This window comes from Pedobacter sp. GQ55, from assembly GCF_059758925.1.
On the sequence record NZ_JCAXEI010000007.1, the window covers coordinates 222,948 to 242,141 of the forward strand.

Here is a 19,194-nt window from a genome sequence, read left to right on the forward strand (position 1 = left end):
TTAAAATTCCATTAAGTATGCTTTTAAAAAATCGTTTATGTCTCCATCCAGCACGGCCTGCGGGTTTGAGGTCTGATAATTGGTCCTATGATCTTTCACCCTCCTGTCGTCCAACACATAACTTCTGATTTGCGAACCCCACTCTATCTTTTTCTTACTTCCTTCTACCAAAGCTGTAGCTTCCATACGCTTGCGCATCTCAATCTCGTAAAGCTGCGATTTCAATAGGCGAATGGCATTTTCTTTATTTTGGAGCTGTGAACGCGACTCCTGATTCTTAATAATGATCCCTGAAGGTTTATGATATAAACGAACTGCAGTTTCTACCTTGTTTACATTCTGTCCGCCAGCACCTCCTGATCGGAACGTTTCAAACTCTATCTCAGAATCCTTTACTTCAATTTCTATCGTGTCATCTACCAATGGATATACATAAACTGACGCAAAAGAAGTATGCCTTCTTGCATTGGAATCAAAAGGAGAGATTCTCACAAGGCGATGCACCCCATTTTCGCCCTTTAAATACCCATATGCGAATTCACCCGAGATTTCAATTGTAACTGTTTTAACACCCGCAACCTCACCTTCCTGGTAATCCTGTTCACTTACCTTGTATCCATTTTTCTCTGCCCACATTAAGTACATACGCATTAGCATATAGGCCCAGTCGCAACTTTCTGTTCCTCCGGCACCTGCGGTGATCTGCATTACGGCATTCAGCTGGTCTTCTTTGGTTTTGAGCATGTTTTTCAGCTCCAGATCTTCAATGGCATTTACACAGAGCTCAAATTGTTCCTGCATTTCTGTCTCAGTGGCGTCTCCGCTCTGCCAGAAGTCAAAAAGCACCTGGGTATCTTCCAACACGCTGTTGGCGTGCTGCCAGCCATCAGTCCACACCTTTTTGGAATTAATTTCAGCAATATGTTTTTCGGCTTTCTTAGGGTCGTCCCAAAAATTTGGCTGCAGGGTAAGCTCCTGCTCAATGCGAATATCTTCTAATCGGTTTTCAACGTCAAAGGTACCTCCTCAGCGACGCTACTCTGTCCCTTAAATCCTGAATTTGTTCTTTAGTCATAATCACAAATATATAACATAAAACACAAATGGCTACTTAAACAATGTTTAAATAGCCATTTGCGAAATTGGGAGAATTAATTAAAAAGTCCCTTTAGTTTATCTATAATTCCATCTCCTTTACCCTCAGTTCCAGGGGCACCATCATTATTTCCTGTAAACATCCCTGTAAGGTCCGACAGATCAAATTTACCATCTGGTCCTGCAAGGTTGCCTAATACATCTTTAATATTAAATGAATTATCGTTTGGATCGTTAGTCTTATTTACAAACTTTTCCATTATTGTAGGAATAATAGAAGCAGCAATACTTTTTGCAGTATCCAGATTTATACCTAAACCTGCCAGTTTTTCTGTAAAACCGGATGATGCCTGATCAACAACTGAACCTGTACCTCCATTTTTAAATGTATCTACTAAACCTCCAATATCTCCTGATGACAGCTTTTCTTTTAGCGCGTCAATAATAGAACCTGACGCGGCTTCAATTGCTGCGTCATTTTGTTCATTCGGAACTGCACTATTATTTACAATCGCGTCCTGAACATTTTCTGTTACCAATTGTTTTAAATTTTCAATCATAGCTAGTTTTTTTAGGGCAATACATTGCCTATTATATTTAAATATAGCTAAAATAATTCTCTTATGTGAATTTCCGATGAAACTATGTTTATCATTAAAATATTAAATCTCTGCAATCAAATTTTGTGAAATAAAATAAACCGCTACATTTACAAAAACACTAATTATTATGCTTCCAACAGTAAACTTTACAGAAACCGCCGCTTACAAATACCTGGCCGATCACTTCATCAACATTAATGAAAAGAGCTTAAAACAGCTATTTGCTGAAGATGAGGGACGCTTTGAGAAATTCTCATTAATATTTGAAGATATCTTGGTCGACTATTCGAAAAACCGAATTGACGATACCACTATAGCTCTGCTCATTCAATTAGCCAGAGAATGCAAATTAGATGAAGCAATAAAGGCAATGTTTAGTGGAGATAAAATTAACCAGACAGAAGGCAGACAAGTATTACACGTTGCATTACGCGAACCTGCCGATGGCGAAATTTTGGTAGATGGTAAAAACGTTGTTAAAGACGTCCATCACGTGCTTTCAAAAATGGAGAAATTCAGTAACGCCATTATTTCCGGAAGCTGGAAAGGCTACACCGGTAAAGCGATAACTGATGTTGTTAATATTGGTATTGGAGGTTCTGATTTGGGCCCTGTAATGGTTACCGAAGCTTTAAAGGCATACAAAAATCATCTTAACATGCATTTTGTATCAAATATAGATGGCACCCACATTGCAGAGGCCTTAAAACAAGTTGATCCGGAAACTACACTGTTCCTGATTGCCTCAAAAACGTTTACTACTCAGGAAACCATGACCAATGCAAATACTGCAAGAAGCTGGTTTCTGGAAAAAGGAGCAAAAGCCGATGATATTGCAAAACACTTTGCAGCCTTATCAACCAATGCAAAAGACGTTTCTGCTTTTGGAATTGATACTGAAAACATGTTCGAATTCTGGGATTGGGTTGGAGGAAGATATTCTCTTTGGAGTGCCATCGGATTACCCATTTCATTGAGCATAGGTTTCGATAACTTCAAACAACTCCTGGCCGGAGCACATTCAGCAGATCAACACTTTGAAACTGCAGAATTTGAAATCAATATCCCCGTATTATTAGGCCTTATAGGCGTTTGGTATATCAATTTCTTTGATGCCGAAACTCAGGCTATTTTACCTTATGATCAATACATGCATCGTTTTGCAGCTTATTTCCAACAAGGCGATATGGAAAGTAACGGTAAACATGTAGATCGCAATGGAAATGATGTAAACTACGAAACCGGCCCAATCATTTGGGGTGAACCTGGCACTAACGGTCAACATGCCTTTTATCAATTAATACACCAGGGAACGCGCTTAATCCCTTGCGATTTCATTGCCCCTGCACAAAGTTTAAACCCTATCGGCGATCATCATCCAATTCTTTTATCGAACTTCTTTGCTCAAACAGAAGCCTTAATGAATGGGAAAACCAAAGAGCAGGTTGTTGCAGAACTTAAAAAAGAAGGTAAGTCAGACGAAGAGATTAACAAACTGGCTCCATTTAAGGTTTTTGAAGGCAACAGGCCAACCAACTCTATCCTATTAAAGAAAGTTACACCATTTAGCTTAGGAACCCTGATAGCCATATATGAGCATAAAATTTTTGTACAAGGCATTATATGGAACATCTTCAGCTTTGATCAGTGGGGTGTTGAGCTTGGTAAACAATTAGCAAAAAGTATTTTACCTGAACTGCAAGACAATATTGATGTTTCTTCTCATGATGGATCTACAAACGGATTGATCAATCAATACAAAGCCTGGAGAAATTAGGTATTGAACACTTAGTTTGCACTTACTTAAGTAGTTTTTTATTTACTTAAACGTCGTTATCTCGACGATAGGAGATCTCTCTCCTATCGTCGAGATAACGACATCTTTAAATGACCGCATTAAACCTTTTAATGTTAATTTGTTCTAACCCAAAAGAGTAGCATGTTCATATTTTATGATTAAAAAGGTTTAATGCTATTTTTTTTGTAAATTGAGATATAAACACATTTAAAGTAAATCATCATGAAAACGCTTAAAAACACATTATTGTTGGTTATCATGTTCATCGCGATACAGGTTTCTGCCCAAACGGATAAAGAAACCACAGCAAGACTGGTAGAAGCCAAAACTTTGGTATTTAATGCTACAACAGCATTACCAATGGCAAATATGGACCTTAATAAGGTTCTGCAGAGATTTCCGGGGGGGCAGGGAAGCGGAGCAATTCAGCTTAGTGGATCTCAATACACGCTGACAATAGCTAAAGATAGTGTAGAAGCATATTTACCTTACTACGGCAGGGCATACAGCGCAAATTTAAATCCTAATGACTCAGGCATTAAATTTAAATCTAAAGATTTCACCTACAAAACCGAGAAAAGGAAAAAAGGTGGCTGGCTAATAACTATTAGACCAAAAGACACTAAAGACGCGCAATCACTTACGCTTAGTGTTGGAGAAAAAGGATACGCGGTACTTAACGTAACCAGTAACTACAGACAAGCCATTGCATTCAACGGCTACATTAGCGAGCCTGTTGTAAAGTCTAATAATGCACCTGCAAAATAATTAAAGATTGGCGTTAGTTCTTCTTTACAGGAACTAACGCTATTTCAAACAACTTAGGCCATTTCTTTCCGGTAACAAACAGGCGTTTACCTTGTTTATCCCAGGCTATACCATTTAAAACATCATTTAAGATACTGTCTTCTGTTTTAAAGTATCCTTTTGGCAACAATCCACTCAAGTCTATTTTCTTCTCAACAATCCCTGTATTAGGATCTATGACCACCAAGTAATTGTATTGATAAATATTTGCGTAGATCTTACCGTCTATATATTCCAGTTCATTTATGGAATCAACTGCTCCAAGGTTATCATAAACATCAATCACACGTTCATCTTTATAGGTATCCTTATTCATGAAATAAAGTCGGTTTGTACCGTCAGACATGATGAGCTGCTTCCCATCATAACATAAACCCCAACCCTCTCTGCTGGTTTGATACGGAAATGTTCCAAGCTGTTTAAAGGTTTTGGCATCATATACAAAACCTGAATTCGCTTTATAGGTTAACATTACAATCTTATCCTCTACAAGTGTAGATCCTTCTCCAAAATATTGCTTCTCAAGATCTATTTTTTGTATTGCCTTACCAGTTGCCAAATCTACCCATCTCAATGTCGAGAAACCATTCTCACCAGTACTTTCCAGTAATCTTCCATTATGGTATTCCAATCCCTGAGTATACGAGGAGGTATCGTGAGGATAAGTTTTAACAATTTTATAAGTCAACAGCTCAGGGTTCAATCCTGATCTTAGTACAATATTAATTGTCGAAGTATCTTTTTTACTCCCGTCATCAGTTATTGCAGTAATTATCTTATACCCTACGGCCAATCCTTTTGTTTTTATACTTATGGCTTCTGCTCCATTCTTCGTTTCAACAGTTTTACCATCTACCTGGTAAGTAACAGATTTAATCTGATTGTCTTTTGGAACATCCAGCTCTACCTTTACTTCATCACCTAAACCAAACATTTGCCCTTGTTCGGGCGCTTTAAACCCTACTACAGAAACAGAAGGTTCATTCTTACATGAAAAGATAAATGAAACGCTAAATAGTAGAGAAAGGATCGGTATTACCTTAAAGAAATTGGTGTTATTTTTAACTTGGCCAGAATGCATCTTCAATATGATTAATTTTATAAAGGTGTTTATTTTCAAAAACAATTGCAATAATATCGAAACGAATTTCTCCCTCATGATTATTCACTTCAATGTAGGCAGATGAAACATACTCAAGTTGTCTTTCCTTCTTACTGCTTACAAATAACGTCAACCTCCGCTCTTCCGTACCTCCAGTTCATTTTTAGTATCCGATAACCCAGATTTTCTAAATACTCCTTAGCAATATTTTCTCCTCATTTACCTAAATCGTTGTGACTGGCCATTACTTTAATATAACCGTGCCAAGGTACTTAGAAATATCTCTCTCTACGCCCTTTATCATCATGTGGCGCTGCATCAGAATCTCCTGATTTACGGGATCCGTTTCATTTGAAAGTTCTTTTGTAATATCGGTAAGCATCTTACCGATTTTGTTCTTTTTAAGATGATAGAGACCACCAAAAATTGTGGCTTTTAGGTTTATGCTCTCGTCTCTAACATAAATATTATGCCTGTTTTCCCAGTTTTCACTCAGCGAATAGGGTGAGGTCGATAGTGTAATTGCAAGATCAACAATCCGCCTGTCGCCACTTTTAATAAACTGGCTTGCAACCGGCAAATGGCCACTCTCTATTTCTTCTCTGTAAGTGTCGATAATGAGTTTACATATCTCATCCTCAAAAGTAACATCAGCTAAATTCTGTATAATAAAAGAGCCGATATACATATTATCTATCTTATCCCAGGTAACCAACTCATGGCCAAATGCCAGCAGTAGCCGAATGATCTCACGTTCCTGTATTAGATTGGTATCCGCAGTTTCAACCTGCTCTGTGGACCCGGCAGACTCTCCCGGATTCTCAAACAGATTATCTGGCGGTCCATCTGGCTGGTAAGGACTTGGCTGATATTGCCCCTGCTGAGGTTGGTTGCCCCCACTTGTCTTTTTAAATTTTGCCGCCCTGATTTTGTTCAATTCAGAAAGCAATATTCTTTCTTCAACCTGCAACAAGCCACTGCATTCTCTTATAAAAACAGAAGCTTTAATGTCATCGGGTATCTTGGCGATACTTTCTACAATATCCCTAATGATACCTGCCCTTTTTATTGGATCAGTTCCAGCCTCTTTTAATAAAATACTGGCCTTATATAAAATGAAATCCTTACGGTTATTCTCTATGTACTTTTTAAACTCTCCCGAGCCAACATGATGCATGTAGGAATCTGGATCATGCCCATCCGGGAAAAGAACAACCTTAACATTCAATCCTTCTTCAAGGATCATGTCTAAACCACGCAGAGAGGCTTTAATACCCGCAGCATCACCATCATACAGAATGGTAACATTTTCCGAGAACCTGCCTATCAATCTTATTTGTTCGGTAGTTAATGATGTTCCCGACGAGGCCACCACGTTTTCTATGCCAGCCTGATGAACAGCTAAAACATCTGCATAACCTTCAACCAGATAACAATTATCTGCATCTCTAATTGCCTTCTTAGCGTGAAATAAACCATAAAGCACATTAGATTTATGATAAATATCGCTTTCCGGCGAGTTTACATACTTAGGAACATTTTTATCTGTTTTTAAGGTCCTGCCTCCAAAACCAATTATCCTTCCGGTAAAATTATGAATTGGGAACAGCACCCTGCCCCGAAAGCGGTCATATAGCCTACCTTTATCATTCCTGATTGCAAGGCCTGTTTTCTCCAGATATTCTTCTTTATGTCCTGCTCCGACAGCACTCTGGATCAAAGCATCCCAGGCATCGGGCGAATAACCCAATTGGAATTTCTTTAAAATATCCTCTCTAAAACCACGCTCCTTAAAATAACTTAAGCCAATTGCCCTTCCATCCTCACCTGTCCACAGTTCGTTGGCAAAGTAATTTGCAGCGTACTCAGAAACGATGTACAAGCTCTCGCGAGCATTCTGGGCTTCTATATTTTGAGGCGACTGAACAGTCTCCTCTACTTCGATATTATATTTATTAGCCAGAAACTTAAGTGCCTCAGGATAGGAGTACTTTTCATGGTCCATAATAAAGTGAACAGAATCGCCCCCCTTACCGCAGCCAAAACATTTATAAATCCCCTTAGCCACCGATACGTGGAACGAAGGAGTTTTCTCATTGTGAAATGGGCAATTCCCTATTAAACTTGAACCGCGTTTTTTTAGAGTTACAAAATCACCAACTACCTCCTCAATACGAGCGGTTTCCGTGATTTTGTTTATGGTATCCTGATCAATCATTCCCTATTATTTATCCTCTCTTCCAAATGCAGCAAATCGCTGAAACTATTTCACTAATGGCAATAGCTTTTCTGCTAAAGTCTGATTGCCTTTTTCATTCAAGTGCACACCATCAGAAGTTAAAATTCCTTTGTCTTTATCTTCAGTATTATTCTCAGTATTATAAGTCTTAAATATCGCCCTCAAGTCACAAAGTGGAAGGTTATTTTTAGCAGCAAGTTCTCTTATAGCACCAGAATACTTATCCAAATCTCCATCCATCTCATTTACGCCATTCTTTTTTTCGCCAATTACCGCCGGAGTACAAAGAACAACTTTGGCGCCATTTGCCTGAATCTTATTTATCAATGCCTGATAGAACTTGATGAACTTATCGTAATCTGTTCCTGTTCTGCTCGACTGCTTGTGCCATACATCATTAACCCCAATGTAAATTACTACCAGATTTGGTTTTTTGTTCAACACATCTTCTTCCATTCGAAGATAAAGATCGTATACCTTATTACCACCGATACCTGCACCTATAACTTCGTATTTTGCGGGGTCAAGCGCTTTTTTTATCAGGTCAACATACCCACCCGGCTCAACGCCAGCCTGAGTAATAGAATCTCCAAAGAAGATGATCTTTTTGGGTTTATTATTCATAGCAGAGAAAAGTAATACCATAAGAAATGCAGACAGTAATGTCAGTGATTTGAAGTAAGTTTTCATTGTTATAATTTTTTAAGAACAAAGCTTAAAGAGCTTATTACGAAGTTAAAAAATTACTTTCCTTTTCCAAGGTGATAATCCTTATGTACAATTAAAAAGCTGGCACGTTCTTCCTTTTTTAAAGGATAGTCCCAATTCCCCTGATAAGAGATTTTCGTAGGCAGTTTCTCGTCGCCAAAATAACTGGTTTCAATGTTCATCTGCACATTAAAATCAAACAGCATATTACTGTATTTCATATCTACATAACGGCCCAGAATTTCGAAAGTACGCTTATCAAATATGGTAGTAAGCTCCTTTATCATCAGCCCTTCTTTGGTCCCGTTGCTCAAATCCTTCTTCACCGTAACCTTAAAACGATATACCGGAATTGAATCCAGATATGTCCCGCTGTAATAGCTGTAATCGTAATACTGTCGCATATTCGCAGTAAAAATTTCTGTTTTACTACCAATAAAAGGTAACCCTTTAATTGGCTTCCCCGGAGCAAATATCAATGTCTTTAATTTATCCTTATATCCGGCATTTGAACCATCTGCTTTACCCCCCCTTGAATCTTCTTCCGAGAATTCAGTTTTGTAAGCATTCATAAAGATATAGTCAAACATTTCAATCGTATACAATTGGTATTTGCCATTCTTTCTGTACACCTTTCCGGTATCCTGTTTTGCAAGGTATACCATCTTTTCGGGGCCTTCATTAGTATGTTTGATCTTGCGATAGATCCGCCCGTCTACCTTATTTTTTTTATTATAAGTATAGATGTTGTTCTCTGCAATGAAATTATACTTTTTCATGTTCCTGAAAGCCTTATAAAAGCTTTCATCAGTAATAATGGCGTTAATAAAGGTCTCTACACCAAATTTCTGAGCAGAGATATTTACGGCCGAATCAAGCTGTATGGTTTTAATAGTATCCGGATTAAAACGATCTATTTCTTGAGCAGATCCTTTTAAAGTAATTCCAACTAGTACAGCTAACAAAAGTATTTTCTTCATCTATTCTAATTATGTAGTCGGTGGTCATCTCGTTTAGAGCAATCGTCATTTGGAGCTGTCGTCGTGATGACGGAATGTGTAATTAACTACCTACCCAAACACTTTTCCCTATCCAAACCTTATTAATTACCTAGCTGCTTAAGCGCAACATAAGCCATTAATCCTGTAGATGTTCTTAGCGCATCTTCATCAATATCAAAGTTAGGCGTATGAACAGAATAGGTAGTTCCCTTTTCTTTATTTCCGGTTCCTAACCTATAAAAGCAAGCGTCTGTAACCTGCGAGTAATATGCAAAATCCTCTGCAGCCATCCATATATCCAGATCAACCACATTCTCTTTACCCAAATAATCTTCAGCAAAAGCACGCGCATTAGCCGTTAACTTCTCTTCATTTATCAAATAAGGATAGCCGTCCATGATCCTAAAATCACAGCTTCCACCCATACTTTCAGCAATTCCTTCGGCCATTTTTTTCATCAAACGTTTTGCCTCTTTGCGCCAATCTTCGTTCAATGTTCTAAAGGTACCTTCGATTTTTACCTCATTAGGGATAATATTCGTTGCACCATTGGCCTGTACCTTTCCAAAAGAAAGCACAGAAGGCAATCTTGGATCCGCATTCCTGCTCACAATCTGCTGCAATGCAATAATAATATGCGAGGTGATCAATACAGGATCTATATTTTGATGTGGCTGTGCACCATGCCCGCCTTTTCCATGAACTGTTACATACAATTCATCAGTAGACGCCATATAGATACCTGAACGGAAACCCACTTTACCGGCATCAATTAAAGGCATTACATGCTGTCCAACTATTGAGTGTGGTTTAGGGTTTTCAAGCACACCCTCTTTAATCATAATACTTGCACCACCTGGCAAAACTTCCTCGGCAGGCTGAAAGATCAACTTAATAGTACCACCAAATTCAGCCTTTAAGCTATTCAGAATATAAGCACTGCCTAATAAAGAAGAACTATGTACATCGTGCCCGCAAGCATGCATTACTCCAGGGTTTTTAGATGTATAAGGTTTTTCATTAGCTTCCAGTATTGGCAAGGCATCCATATCTGCTCGTAATGCAATAATGTTATCAGATGGAAGATCTCCTTTAATAATTCCTACAACTCCTGTATTGGCCATATCAGAAAAAGGAATACCCCAATCTGTTAAATGCTTTTTAATAAATGCTGAAGTTTCAAATTCCTTAAAGGAAAGTTCTGGATTTGAATGAAGGTGCTGACGGTAGCCAACAACTTGTTCAAAAATATCATTTGAAAGTGCCTGTATCTTATCTTTCTGGATCATCGTTGTATTCTAAATTAGGTGCATTAATCTTTTCCCTGAATATAAATAGTGTAGGGAAATTACTTCTTAGTTCGTTCATAAATCGCTGAGCTTCCAGGCGTGTCCGGAAATCTCCAACCCTTAAATAATAATTTGGCTCTTTATAAGTGATGTAAGTATTAACCGCTGGGTAAAGTGAATTAAATCTTGATTGCTCATTAAAAACCTGTCTTCTGTCTGATCCATAAAATGCCTGAACCCTGTATCCCATCTGCGATACCACTGGTCCTGGCTTGTAAGGCACAGTCGCAGCCCCTGGTTGCTTTGTATTTAACACAATGCGTTTCGCTATTAAGCTATCTATCATCGGGTCCTTAATTATAGTTACCTGACCCCTGGTTTGAGCAAACAGACCAAAAGAGGAACAACAGAATAACGCAGCAAATAGTAGTTTCATGAACAAGGCTTTAAAAAAAGAATGCCGATTTTTTTTACAAAAATCGGCATTCTTTATCTTTATTACAAATTACAATCCTGCACCGTGACAGTTTTTGTATTTCTTACCACTTCCACAAGGGCATGGTTCGTTTCTTCCAATTACCGTTTCCTTACGGATAGGCTGCTGAGGCACGTGTTCACGTGTATCATCCATCTGAGCAACATCAGCTGAACTTGTAGCCTGATTAAATTCAGGTTTAGACATTTTCAATCTGCTTGGTGCAGGTCTTGGGGCCTGAGCTTCTCTTACATCGTTAGGGTCTGTCTGTACCGGAATTCCACCTTTATACAAGAAGCTAACTACCTCTTTATTTACTGCATTTAACATGTTTTTAAATAAGTTAAACGCTTCCATTTTATAGATGATCAATGGATCTTTTTGTTCGTATACCGCATTCTGTACAGATTGCTTTAACTCATCCATTTCACGTAAATGCTCTTTCCACGACTCATCAATAAGCGCAAGTACAATTGTTTTCTCAAAAGATCTGGTCACCTCACGACCACCATTATCAATTGCCTTTTTCAAACCTACCGGAACCTGCACACTACGCACGCCATCAGTAAAAGGAACGACAATTTGCTCTATCTGCTCACCGCGCTCCTGATATACTTGAGTTAATACCGGCATAGCCTGAGCAATAATTGCATCAGATTTTCTTGCATAAAAGGCAGTTACTTCCTCAAATAATTTATCGGTTAAGTGATTAACTCCTTTTGAGCTGAACTCAGCTTCATCAATAGCTGTATCTGCAGAGAAGTTTTTAATTACTTCAAGCTTAAAGCCTTCGTAATTTCCTTCTTCTTTGTATTCAGTTACAATATCTTCGGCAACATCAAATACCATATTGCTCATGTCAACATCTAAACGCTCACCAAATAAAGCATTTTTACGTTTAGCATAAATAACAGAACGCTGAGAGTTCATAACATCATCATATTCAAGTAAACGCTTACGAATACCAAAGTTGTTTTCTTCTACTTTTTTCTGTGCACGCTCAATAGACTTGGTGATCATTGAATGCTGAATTACCTCACCATCCTCAATACCCATTCTTACCATGATGTTAGAGATTCTTTCAGAACCAAATAACCTCATTAAGTTATCCTCTAATGATACGAAGAACTGAGATGAACCCGGATCTCCCTGGCGACCCGCACGACCACGTAACTGCCTGTCTACACGACGAGACTCATGACGCTCTGTACCAACAATTGCCAAACCACCAGCATCCTTAACGCCTGGGCCTAATTTAATATCCGTACCACGACCAGCCATGTTGGTTGCAATTGTTACCTGACCAGGTTGTCCTGCTTCTGCAACAATATCAGCCTCTCTCTGGTGCATCTTCGCATTCAGCACGTTATGTTTAATACCCCTTAGTTTCAGCATACGGCTAAGCAATTCCGAAATCTCAACTGAAGTTGTACCCACCAATACTGGGCGGCCAGCTTCAGTTAATTTCACAATCTCTTCTGCTACTGCATTATATTTTTCACGAACAGTACGGTAAACATAATCCTGGTGATCTTTTCTTGAAATAACCCTGTTTGTAGGTATCTCTACCACATCCAATTTATAGATAGACCAGAACTCGCCAGCCTCTGTAGTAGCTGTACCCGTCATACCACAAAGCTTGTGGTACATACGGAAAAAGTTTTGCAAGGTAACTGTAGCATATGTTTGCGAAGCATCCTCAACTTTTACATTTTCTTTTGCCTCAATTGCCTGGTGTAAACCATCTGAATAACGACGGCCATCCATAATACGACCAGTCTGCTCATCTACAATTTTAATTTTACCTTCATCAATGATATACTCAACATCGATCTCAAATAAAGTATATGCTTTCAACAACTGGTTTACAGAGTGGATGCGCTCAGCCTTAATAGAGTAGTCGCGCATTAAAGCATCTTTCTGAGCTATTTTTTCTTCACTTGTTAATGATGATTTTTCGATATCAGCAATCTCAGTACCTACATCAGGTAAGACAAAGAAATTGTGGTCTTCACCAGATTTCGTGATCAGTTCAATACCTTTCTCGGTTAGTTCAACCTGATTGTTTTTCTCATCAATATAGAAGAACAGCTCTGAATCTACTTTAGGCATATTCTTAGACTGATCTGCCATGTAATGGTTTTCAGTTTTCAATAAGGTCTGTTTTACACTACCCTCACTTAAAAACTTGATCAATGCTTTATTTTTAGGTAAACCACGATGTGCGCGTAAAAGTGCTAAACCACCTTCGCCCTCTTCTGTACCTGTTTTACCATCATTAATTAATTTTTTTGCTTCGTTTAAAGCTTTGGAAACATATTCCTTCTGAGCAGTAACCAAACGCTCAATACGTGGTTTCAACTCATGAAATTCATGCTGATCACCAAAAGGAACGGGTCCTGATATAATTAACGGAGTACGGGCATCATCAATTAAAACTGAATCGACCTCATCCACCATTGCAAAATGTAGTTTGCGTTGTACCAGCTGGTCAGGAGTTTGCGACATATTGTCACGCAAATAATCAAAACCAAATTCATTGTTGGTACCATAAGTAATATCTGCAAGATATGCGTCTCTGCGTTCCTGAGAGTTCGGCTCATGTTTATCAATACAATCAACCTTTAAACCATGGAATTCAAACAAAGGACCATTCCACTCCGAGTCACGTCGTGCAAGATAATCATTCACCGTTACGATGTGTACACCTTGTCCGGCAAGTGCATTCAGGTAAGCAGGCAGCGTACTTACTAAGGTTTTACCCTCACCTGTCGCCATCTCTGCAATTTTACCATTATGCAATACCATACCACCAATCAGCTGAACATCGTAATGTACCATGTTCCACACTACCTCAGTACCTGCAGCATCCCATTTATTAGCCCAAAGTGCTTTATCACCTTGTATAGTTACATTCTTTTTGCGTGCAGCATAGTCACGATCAAATTGAGTAGCCGTAACTTCCAGTAGCTCATTCTCAGAGAAACGTCTCGAAGTTTCTTTTACCACCGCAAATGCAGCAGGTAAAATTTCCGACAATACTACTTCTAATTCCTTATCACGATCTTTGATTAAGGCATCAATCTGGTCGTATATAGCCGTTTTCTCAGGCAATGACAATTCCTGACTCTCAGCATCGGTTTTTAAACCGCTTATTTTACCGTCTATTTCTGCTAACGCTTTAGCGATAACATCTTTAAAATAAACTGTTTTATTACGCAGCTCATCATTGCTTAGTGCTGATAGTTTTGCGTACTCTTCGTTTATTTTGATTACTATAGGCTGTAGTGCCTTAATATCTCTTTCTGATTTGCTTCCAAAAACCTTGGCTAAAAATCCTAACATGTATACTTGTGTTTGTTTATTACTATTATTAAAACTGATAAAATTACAACAACCAAGCCATTACCGGGCTGTAAGCCAGAATGTCAGTTGCGGGGCTTAAAAATACAAAATATCCTGTACCTTGTCTTTTAATGCGGTTTTATTAAAAATGAGGTACTTAGGGACTATTATTCTTGGGCTGCTCCCTTATGGTAAGGTTTGAAATGCTTTGATTATGAGCCCTATATTTGATGATGTGTGTTTCAGGAAGTACCCCTATAGTAGTTAAAGCACTATAAGATAAGAAAAAAGGATACCTCGAATCGTCAGGCTGACTTGAGCGAACAGTAGCCTGTTCGGTGCTCACCTGCTGCTTATTGCAGTACTTTTCGGTTATAAGTCTTAGCCCCTCAACCCGCTCGGCTTTGGCCAGATGGGTAAGACTAAAAAATACAAGTGATAAAGTAACAATGTGTCTCATGTTGGCGGCAAATCTAATTTTAATCTTTTACAAACCGAAATCTATTGACAAACAACCTTTTCTAAGCATATTTTATGCCTAATTTAAACTTAGCCTGTGATAATTTAGCTAAAGCGGTATATTTGCCCACACAGACCCAACAATTAAATCATATATAGATGAATATCTTACTATTAGGATCAGGAGGAAGAGAAAGCGCCTTTGCCTGGAAAATGAGCCAGTCTCCTCTTTGCTCTCAATTATTTATTGCACCTGGTAATGGTGGTACAGGAGCTTATGGAAAAAACATAAACCTTAACATCAATAATTTTGAAGCCGTAAAAGCATTAGTTCTTAAAGAAAACATAGAGCTGGTGGTGGTTGGCCCCGAAGAACCTCTTGTAAATGGTATTCATGATTTTTTTGCTGAGGATGAAAGTTTATCAAAAATCCCCGTTATCGGACCAAAAAGAGAGGGCGCAATTTTAGAAGGCAGTAAAGATTTTTCTAAACAATTTATGGCGCGCCATGGTATTCCTACAGCAAGCTCGCATTCTTTTACCAGCAAAAATTTAGATGAAGGTTTAACTTACCTGCAATCTCATCCCCTTCCGGTGGTATTAAAAGCCGATGGATTGGCAGCCGGAAAAGGTGTTTTAATTATAGATAATGCTGAAGAAGCACAGGAAGAATTAAAATTAATGCTTAGCGGCAAGTTTGGTGATGCCGGAACGACAGTAGTAATTGAAGAGTTTTTAAGTGGCATCGAGCTTTCAGTATTTGTGCTTACAGATGGCGAAAACTATGTGATACTCCCTGAAGCAAAGGATTACAAACGTATCGGACAAGCAGACACTGGTCTAAACACTGGTGGTATGGGTTCGGTATCTCCAGTTCCTTTTGCCAGCAAAGCATTTTTAGACGAGGTTGAACGTGATATTATAATTCCAACCATTAACGGTTTAAAGAAAGATAAAATCAATTATACAGGTTTCATCTTCTTCGGCTTAATTAAAGTAAACGAAAAACCTTTTGTAATTGAATACAACTGCCGTATGGGCGATCCGGAAACGGAAAGTGTAGTTCCAAGAATCGAGAATGATCTGGTAGAACTTTTCCTTGCAACGGCCAAACAGAAATTAAAAGGTTATAAATTAAATATCAGCCCTAAAAATGCGGCAACCGTAATGATCGTTGCAGGCGGATACCCTGGCGAATACGAAAAGGGCAAAGCCATTACCGGTATTGACAATGTACGTCAGTCTTTGGTGTTTCATGCAGGAACAGTGCTTGAGGGTGGTGTTGTAAAAACAAACGGCGGTCGTGTTATTGCAGTTAGCAGCTTACAAGATAGCCAGTTTGATGCATTACAATCAGCAACAGCTGATGCTGCTCGCATCTATTTTGATGGCAAATACTTTAGAGAAGATATTGGCTTTGACTTAGTATAAGGGAGTAGGAATCTTCCTTTAAGGAATACCGCCCTGCCTTTTATGGGATAAAAAACTTTTACGGTATAAATAAAAAACAGGGTGTGTCATGATTGATGACACACCCTGTTTTTTATCGCTTTTTCTATCACTCTTCAGATTCTTAAAGTTGTCGACGTACACTATAGCATAACGACTATGCATTCATTAACCGATCATTAGACGCTAATCAACTTCTGTACATTCTTTAAACAATTTACAATTGACCGTGCAATGCGCAATGATTGTACATTGTATAACCCCCAATTTTCACAGGGTTTCTCCTCAAAATCAGCAACCAATTAAGCGGGTTTTATTTACTTTTTGGAGCGCCTAATACTTCCGCAAGTTTGCTTTGCAATTCTTCTCCTCTTACATTTTTTGCAATGATTTTTCCGGTTGGATCAATCAAGTAATTTGCAGGAATACCACGAATACCATACATTTTGGCAACGGCATTATCCCAAAACTTTAAGTCTGATACGTGTGTCCATGTTAAGCCATCATCTTTAATGGCTTGTAACCAAGCTTCTTTTTGACCAGGCTTATCCAAAGAAACACCAAGAACAGTAAAGTTTTTGTCTTTATAAGTATTATATGCCTTAACTACGTTCGGATTTTCTCCTCTGCAAGGTCCACACCATGAAGCCCAAAAATCAAGCAATACATACTTTCCTTTAAAATCAGATAATTTAACAGGCTTATCGTTTACATCATTTTGAGTAAAATCCATTGCCAACGAACCAACATTATTTTTCTTTAATGAGGATAACATCTCGGCTATGCTTTTACCAAGATCAGTAGCTTTAACCTCGGCAGAGAATTTATTAAAATCAGGCTCCACAACAGTCGGGTTAGCATCAGGCCCTATTGTACCTGCAAATGCTACCAGGGCAACATAAGAATCACGGTTAGCTAAATAAAACTGTTTATTAATATCTATAAATTCTTTTTGAAGTGCTTCGCTACGTGCCTGCACGGTTTTTATATAGTTCTCATCCTTTCGTTCTGCATCCGTTTTGCTTTTGTACTCGGCCTCTAATACTGCGTTTTTATCCATAACAGATTTTGTTATGGCCTTATACTTAGCATCATCATCATTCACAGCCGAGCCCTTTACTATCGCATGTTTAACAGAATCGGTAGCTGAATTAACCACAACAGTTTTTGGCTCCAGGTAAAATCGAAATAAATCAACAGATGCCGGATCTGTTGGAGCAGGAGCTTTGTCATCATGAACAACTCTGATTACTGCTTGTGATATTCCGGTTAAAGGACCGGTAAACGAAAACTTACCTCCAGCAATAACTGTTGAATCCGCAACCTGGGTATTTCCACTTTTATAATATAAAAATGCTTTGGCGGGGGCGTTTAAGTTCCCAACTTTAGCCTGCAATGTAAATTTCCCTTGCGCCATAACTGCAACAGGTAATAAACAAACCGCAGTAATTAATAATTTCCTCATATTGTGTTCTTTAATTTTAACAAGCACTGGTACAATTTATTATATAATAGTATGCCTGCACCCAAATATAAATTCAAGCCCCTACATAACGTAATAAAAAATGTAAAATTATAGTAGTTTCTGGAATGTGCGCCACCAGAGATCGGGCATTTCGCCATTTACAGCAGTCGTATAATCGTCGTAACGACATGGCACTAAGTGAAATCGCTCATTTTTTGAGATCCCTGTAGGGTAAGGGACCTGCATCCACCACCTATCTGATTTTTTACTTTTAACAAACAACATCTCTCCTGTTCCATCATTTAAACTGGCTCTGTAAATAAGGTATTGAGATTTTGGTGTGAGCGGAAAATCCTTTTTACGGTTGTAATAGCCATCAACAAAATACCAAACCATTTGAGCCAGCAGCATGGCTGTTTGCCCGTTGGTATCGAAGGCGGGATTAAATTCGTAAAAACCGATAGAGGTAAGCTTATCACTCATCCCCGCATATCTGGCAATGCGGCAAGCTTGCTCACCATAAAAGCCATTTGGCCCTGCATTTGCATTTGCCCCAGCATCCGATGAGCGAATTGCGCCAATATCGAAACTGAGCATATTCGCATTGCGAACAATAGGTTCGGTTAAACTGATATCATCTGCAAATTCACCTAAGCGGTGCACATCAAAGTACAGCTTGCTCATTACCTTTAAGCTTTCCTGATTAACGTAATAGGTTTGGTAACCGATATTACTAAAGTTGAAAAGGTAATTTGGCTGGTGAAGTAATATTTTATTTAAATAGGTGTCTGATTTAGCAGCAAGCCCTTCCTGATCTTCTTCATCAAGGTCAAATTTACTATCTACAACAACCAGATCTACTTTTTGCTCCAGGCTTTCGTAAGCCAGATATTGCGCATAAGTAAGGTCTTGCCCGCCACCAATAATTATAGGTACAATGTTTAGCTTAATCAATTCAGATACTACCATTTTTAATGCCACGTAGGTATCAGAAATTGAAGCCCCGGCCTTTATATTTCCCAGATCTATGATTTTACTGGTGTACGCACCTTCATTTAAGCTATAAAACTGGGCACGAAAATAGTCGGGAGCCAGGCCGCAGCCTTCATTATTTACAGAAGCGCGGTCATCTTGTACTCCAAAAATGGCAATATCGTATTCATTTTCTTCAAGATCAGGAAATTTATCTGTGTAAAAAGTAGCCTTCAAACCTAGCTGGCTGGTATAAAATCCCACTTTTGGCGAGAATTTGTCTGGACTTAAAGGTGAAAAAAAATCGGATAAAGACATATAGTACTATAAATGTATGCCATCAAATATCTATTTTTGAGAGCATATTTTAATGAACATCCTAAAAAAA

The 19,194-nt window shown here is 38.5% G+C and carries 16 protein-coding genes; 3 read left to right on the top strand and 13 right to left on the bottom strand.

The window, feature by feature from the left end; genetic code table 11:
* Together prfB and AC6CH7_RS18880 are read right to left on the bottom strand one after the other, a co-directional pair.
* Positions 1-1,075 (bottom strand): peptide chain release factor 2 gene (gene prfB / locus AC6CH7_RS18875; protein WP_498264206.1). Its coding sequence is split into 2 segments (ribosomal slippage): positions 1-1,014 and positions 1,016-1,075, totalling 1,074 coding nucleotides; the frame shifts between segments, so codons are not numbered across the junction.
* Between the two features lie 76 nt (positions 1,076-1,151).
* Positions 1,152-1,655: a hypothetical protein gene (locus AC6CH7_RS18880; protein ID WP_498264207.1), complete on the bottom strand. Its 504-nt coding sequence runs from the start codon at positions 1,653-1,655 to the stop codon at positions 1,152-1,154.
* Positions 1,656-1,824: 169 nt separating this feature from the next.
* On the opposite strand from AC6CH7_RS18880, the gene pgi reads away from it, so the two are divergent.
* Both pgi and AC6CH7_RS18890 read left to right on the top strand, forming a co-directional pair.
* Positions 1,825-3,474, top strand: a complete 1,650-nt coding sequence (gene pgi / locus AC6CH7_RS18885) for a glucose-6-phosphate isomerase (protein WP_498264208.1) — start codon at positions 1,825-1,827, stop codon at positions 3,472-3,474.
* A gap of 243 nt (positions 3,475-3,717) precedes the next feature.
* A complete protein-coding gene (locus AC6CH7_RS18890) occupies positions 3,718-4,263 on the top strand; it encodes a DUF4251 domain-containing protein (protein WP_498264209.1) in 546 nt (181 codons plus the stop codon).
* A 13-nt stretch (positions 4,264-4,276) separates the two neighbouring features.
* Here the strand turns inward: AC6CH7_RS18890 and AC6CH7_RS18895 are convergent, their stop codons facing one another.
* The 9 genes from AC6CH7_RS18895 to AC6CH7_RS18935 form a co-directional block, all read right to left on the bottom strand.
* On the bottom strand, positions 4,277-5,383 hold the full coding sequence (locus tag AC6CH7_RS18895; protein ID WP_498264210.1) for a glutaminyl-peptide cyclotransferase: 1,107 nt from the start codon (positions 5,381-5,383) through the stop codon (positions 4,277-4,279).
* A 131-nt stretch (positions 5,384-5,514) separates the two neighbouring features.
* Positions 5,515-5,610 carry a YraN family protein gene (locus AC6CH7_RS18900; protein WP_498264250.1) on the bottom strand — a complete coding sequence of 32 codons (96 nt, stop codon included), beginning with the start codon at positions 5,608-5,610 and terminating at the stop codon, positions 5,515-5,517.
* A gap of 38 nt (positions 5,611-5,648) precedes the next feature.
* Entirely contained in the window at positions 5,649-7,622 is a 1,974-nt protein-coding gene (gene dnaG, locus AC6CH7_RS18905; protein ID WP_498264211.1) for a DNA primase, read from the bottom strand.
* A 45-nt stretch (positions 7,623-7,667) separates the two neighbouring features.
* Entirely contained in the window at positions 7,668-8,333 is a 666-nt protein-coding gene (locus AC6CH7_RS18910) for an SGNH/GDSL hydrolase family protein (RefSeq protein ID WP_498264212.1), read from the bottom strand.
* A gap of 53 nt (positions 8,334-8,386) precedes the next feature.
* Positions 8,387-9,331 (bottom strand): hypothetical protein, encoded by a 945-nt coding sequence (locus tag AC6CH7_RS18915; RefSeq protein WP_498264213.1) that lies wholly within the window; start codon positions 9,329-9,331, stop codon positions 8,387-8,389.
* 122 nt (positions 9,332-9,453) lie between these two features.
* On the bottom strand, positions 9,454-10,641 hold the full coding sequence (locus AC6CH7_RS18920) for a M20 metallopeptidase family protein (protein WP_498264214.1): 1,188 nt from the start codon (positions 10,639-10,641) through the stop codon (positions 9,454-9,456).
* The gene (locus AC6CH7_RS18925; protein WP_498264215.1) at positions 10,625-11,077 is read right to left on the bottom strand and encodes an SPOR domain-containing protein; all 453 of its coding nucleotides are present in this window, start codon (positions 11,075-11,077) and stop codon (positions 10,625-10,627) included. The genes AC6CH7_RS18920 and AC6CH7_RS18925 overlap by 17 nt, the downstream gene beginning before the upstream one ends.
* Before the next feature lie 69 nt (positions 11,078-11,146).
* Complete coding sequence (secA, locus tag AC6CH7_RS18930) at positions 11,147-14,461, bottom strand: preprotein translocase subunit SecA (RefSeq protein WP_498264216.1); 3,315 nt, start codon at positions 14,459-14,461, stop codon at positions 11,147-11,149.
* A gap of 157 nt (positions 14,462-14,618) precedes the next feature.
* Positions 14,619-14,921, bottom strand: coding sequence for a hypothetical protein (locus tag AC6CH7_RS18935; RefSeq protein ID WP_498264217.1), 303 nt, complete (start codon positions 14,919-14,921; stop codon positions 14,619-14,621).
* A 158-nt stretch (positions 14,922-15,079) separates the two neighbouring features.
* Between AC6CH7_RS18935 and purD the strand changes: the two genes are divergently transcribed.
* On the top strand, positions 15,080-16,351 hold the full coding sequence (gene purD, locus AC6CH7_RS18940; RefSeq protein ID WP_498264218.1) for a phosphoribosylamine--glycine ligase: 1,272 nt from the start codon (positions 15,080-15,082) through the stop codon (positions 16,349-16,351).
* 331 nt (positions 16,352-16,682) lie between these two features.
* On the opposite strand, the gene AC6CH7_RS18945 is transcribed toward purD, so the two are convergent.
* Positions 16,683-17,834 (bottom strand): redoxin domain-containing protein, encoded by a 1,152-nt coding sequence (locus AC6CH7_RS18945; protein ID WP_498264219.1) that lies wholly within the window; start codon positions 17,832-17,834, stop codon positions 16,683-16,685.
* Between the two features lie 108 nt (positions 17,835-17,942).
* Positions 17,943-19,124 (bottom strand): formimidoylglutamase, encoded by a 1,182-nt coding sequence (locus AC6CH7_RS18950; protein ID WP_498264220.1) that lies wholly within the window; start codon positions 19,122-19,124, stop codon positions 17,943-17,945.
* Positions 19,125-19,194: the final 70 nt, after the last annotated feature.

What these genes read in the sequence shown, in the direction of transcription:
- AC6CH7_RS18915 (WP_498264213.1), bottom strand. Translation starts at nt 9,331, where the DNA reads ATGAAGAAAATACTTTTGTTAGCTGTACTAGTTGGAATTACTTTAAAA.
- AC6CH7_RS18890 (WP_498264209.1), top strand. Translation starts at nt 3,718, where the DNA reads ATGAAAACGCTTAAAAACACATTATTGTTGGTTATCATGTTCATCGCG.
- AC6CH7_RS18880 (WP_498264207.1), bottom strand. Translation starts at nt 1,655, where the DNA reads ATGATTGAAAATTTAAAACAATTGGTAACAGAAAATGTTCAGGACGCG.
- AC6CH7_RS18895 (WP_498264210.1), bottom strand. Translation starts at nt 5,383, where the DNA reads ATGCATTCTGGCCAAGTTAAAAATAACACCAATTTCTTTAAGGTAATA.
- AC6CH7_RS18920 (WP_498264214.1), bottom strand. Translation starts at nt 10,641, where the DNA reads ATGATCCAGAAAGATAAGATACAGGCACTTTCAAATGATATTTTTGAA.
- dnaG (WP_498264211.1), bottom strand. Translation starts at nt 7,622, where the DNA reads ATGATTGATCAGGATACCATAAACAAAATCACGGAAACCGCTCGTATT.
- pgi (WP_498264208.1), top strand. Translation starts at nt 1,825, where the DNA reads ATGCTTCCAACAGTAAACTTTACAGAAACCGCCGCTTACAAATACCTG.
- secA (WP_498264216.1), bottom strand. Translation starts at nt 14,461, where the DNA reads ATGTTAGGATTTTTAGCCAAGGTTTTTGGAAGCAAATCAGAAAGAGAT.
- AC6CH7_RS18925 (WP_498264215.1), bottom strand. Translation starts at nt 11,077, where the DNA reads ATGAAACTACTATTTGCTGCGTTATTCTGTTGTTCCTCTTTTGGTCTG.
- purD (WP_498264218.1), top strand. Translation starts at nt 15,080, where the DNA reads ATGAATATCTTACTATTAGGATCAGGAGGAAGAGAAAGCGCCTTTGCC.
- AC6CH7_RS18910 (WP_498264212.1), bottom strand. Translation starts at nt 8,333, where the DNA reads ATGAAAACTTACTTCAAATCACTGACATTACTGTCTGCATTTCTTATG.
- AC6CH7_RS18935 (WP_498264217.1), bottom strand. Translation starts at nt 14,921, where the DNA reads ATGAGACACATTGTTACTTTATCACTTGTATTTTTTAGTCTTACCCAT.
- AC6CH7_RS18950 (WP_498264220.1), bottom strand. Translation starts at nt 19,124, where the DNA reads ATGTCTTTATCCGATTTTTTTTCACCTTTAAGTCCAGACAAATTCTCG.
- AC6CH7_RS18945 (WP_498264219.1), bottom strand. Translation starts at nt 17,834, where the DNA reads ATGAGGAAATTATTAATTACTGCGGTTTGTTTATTACCTGTTGCAGTT.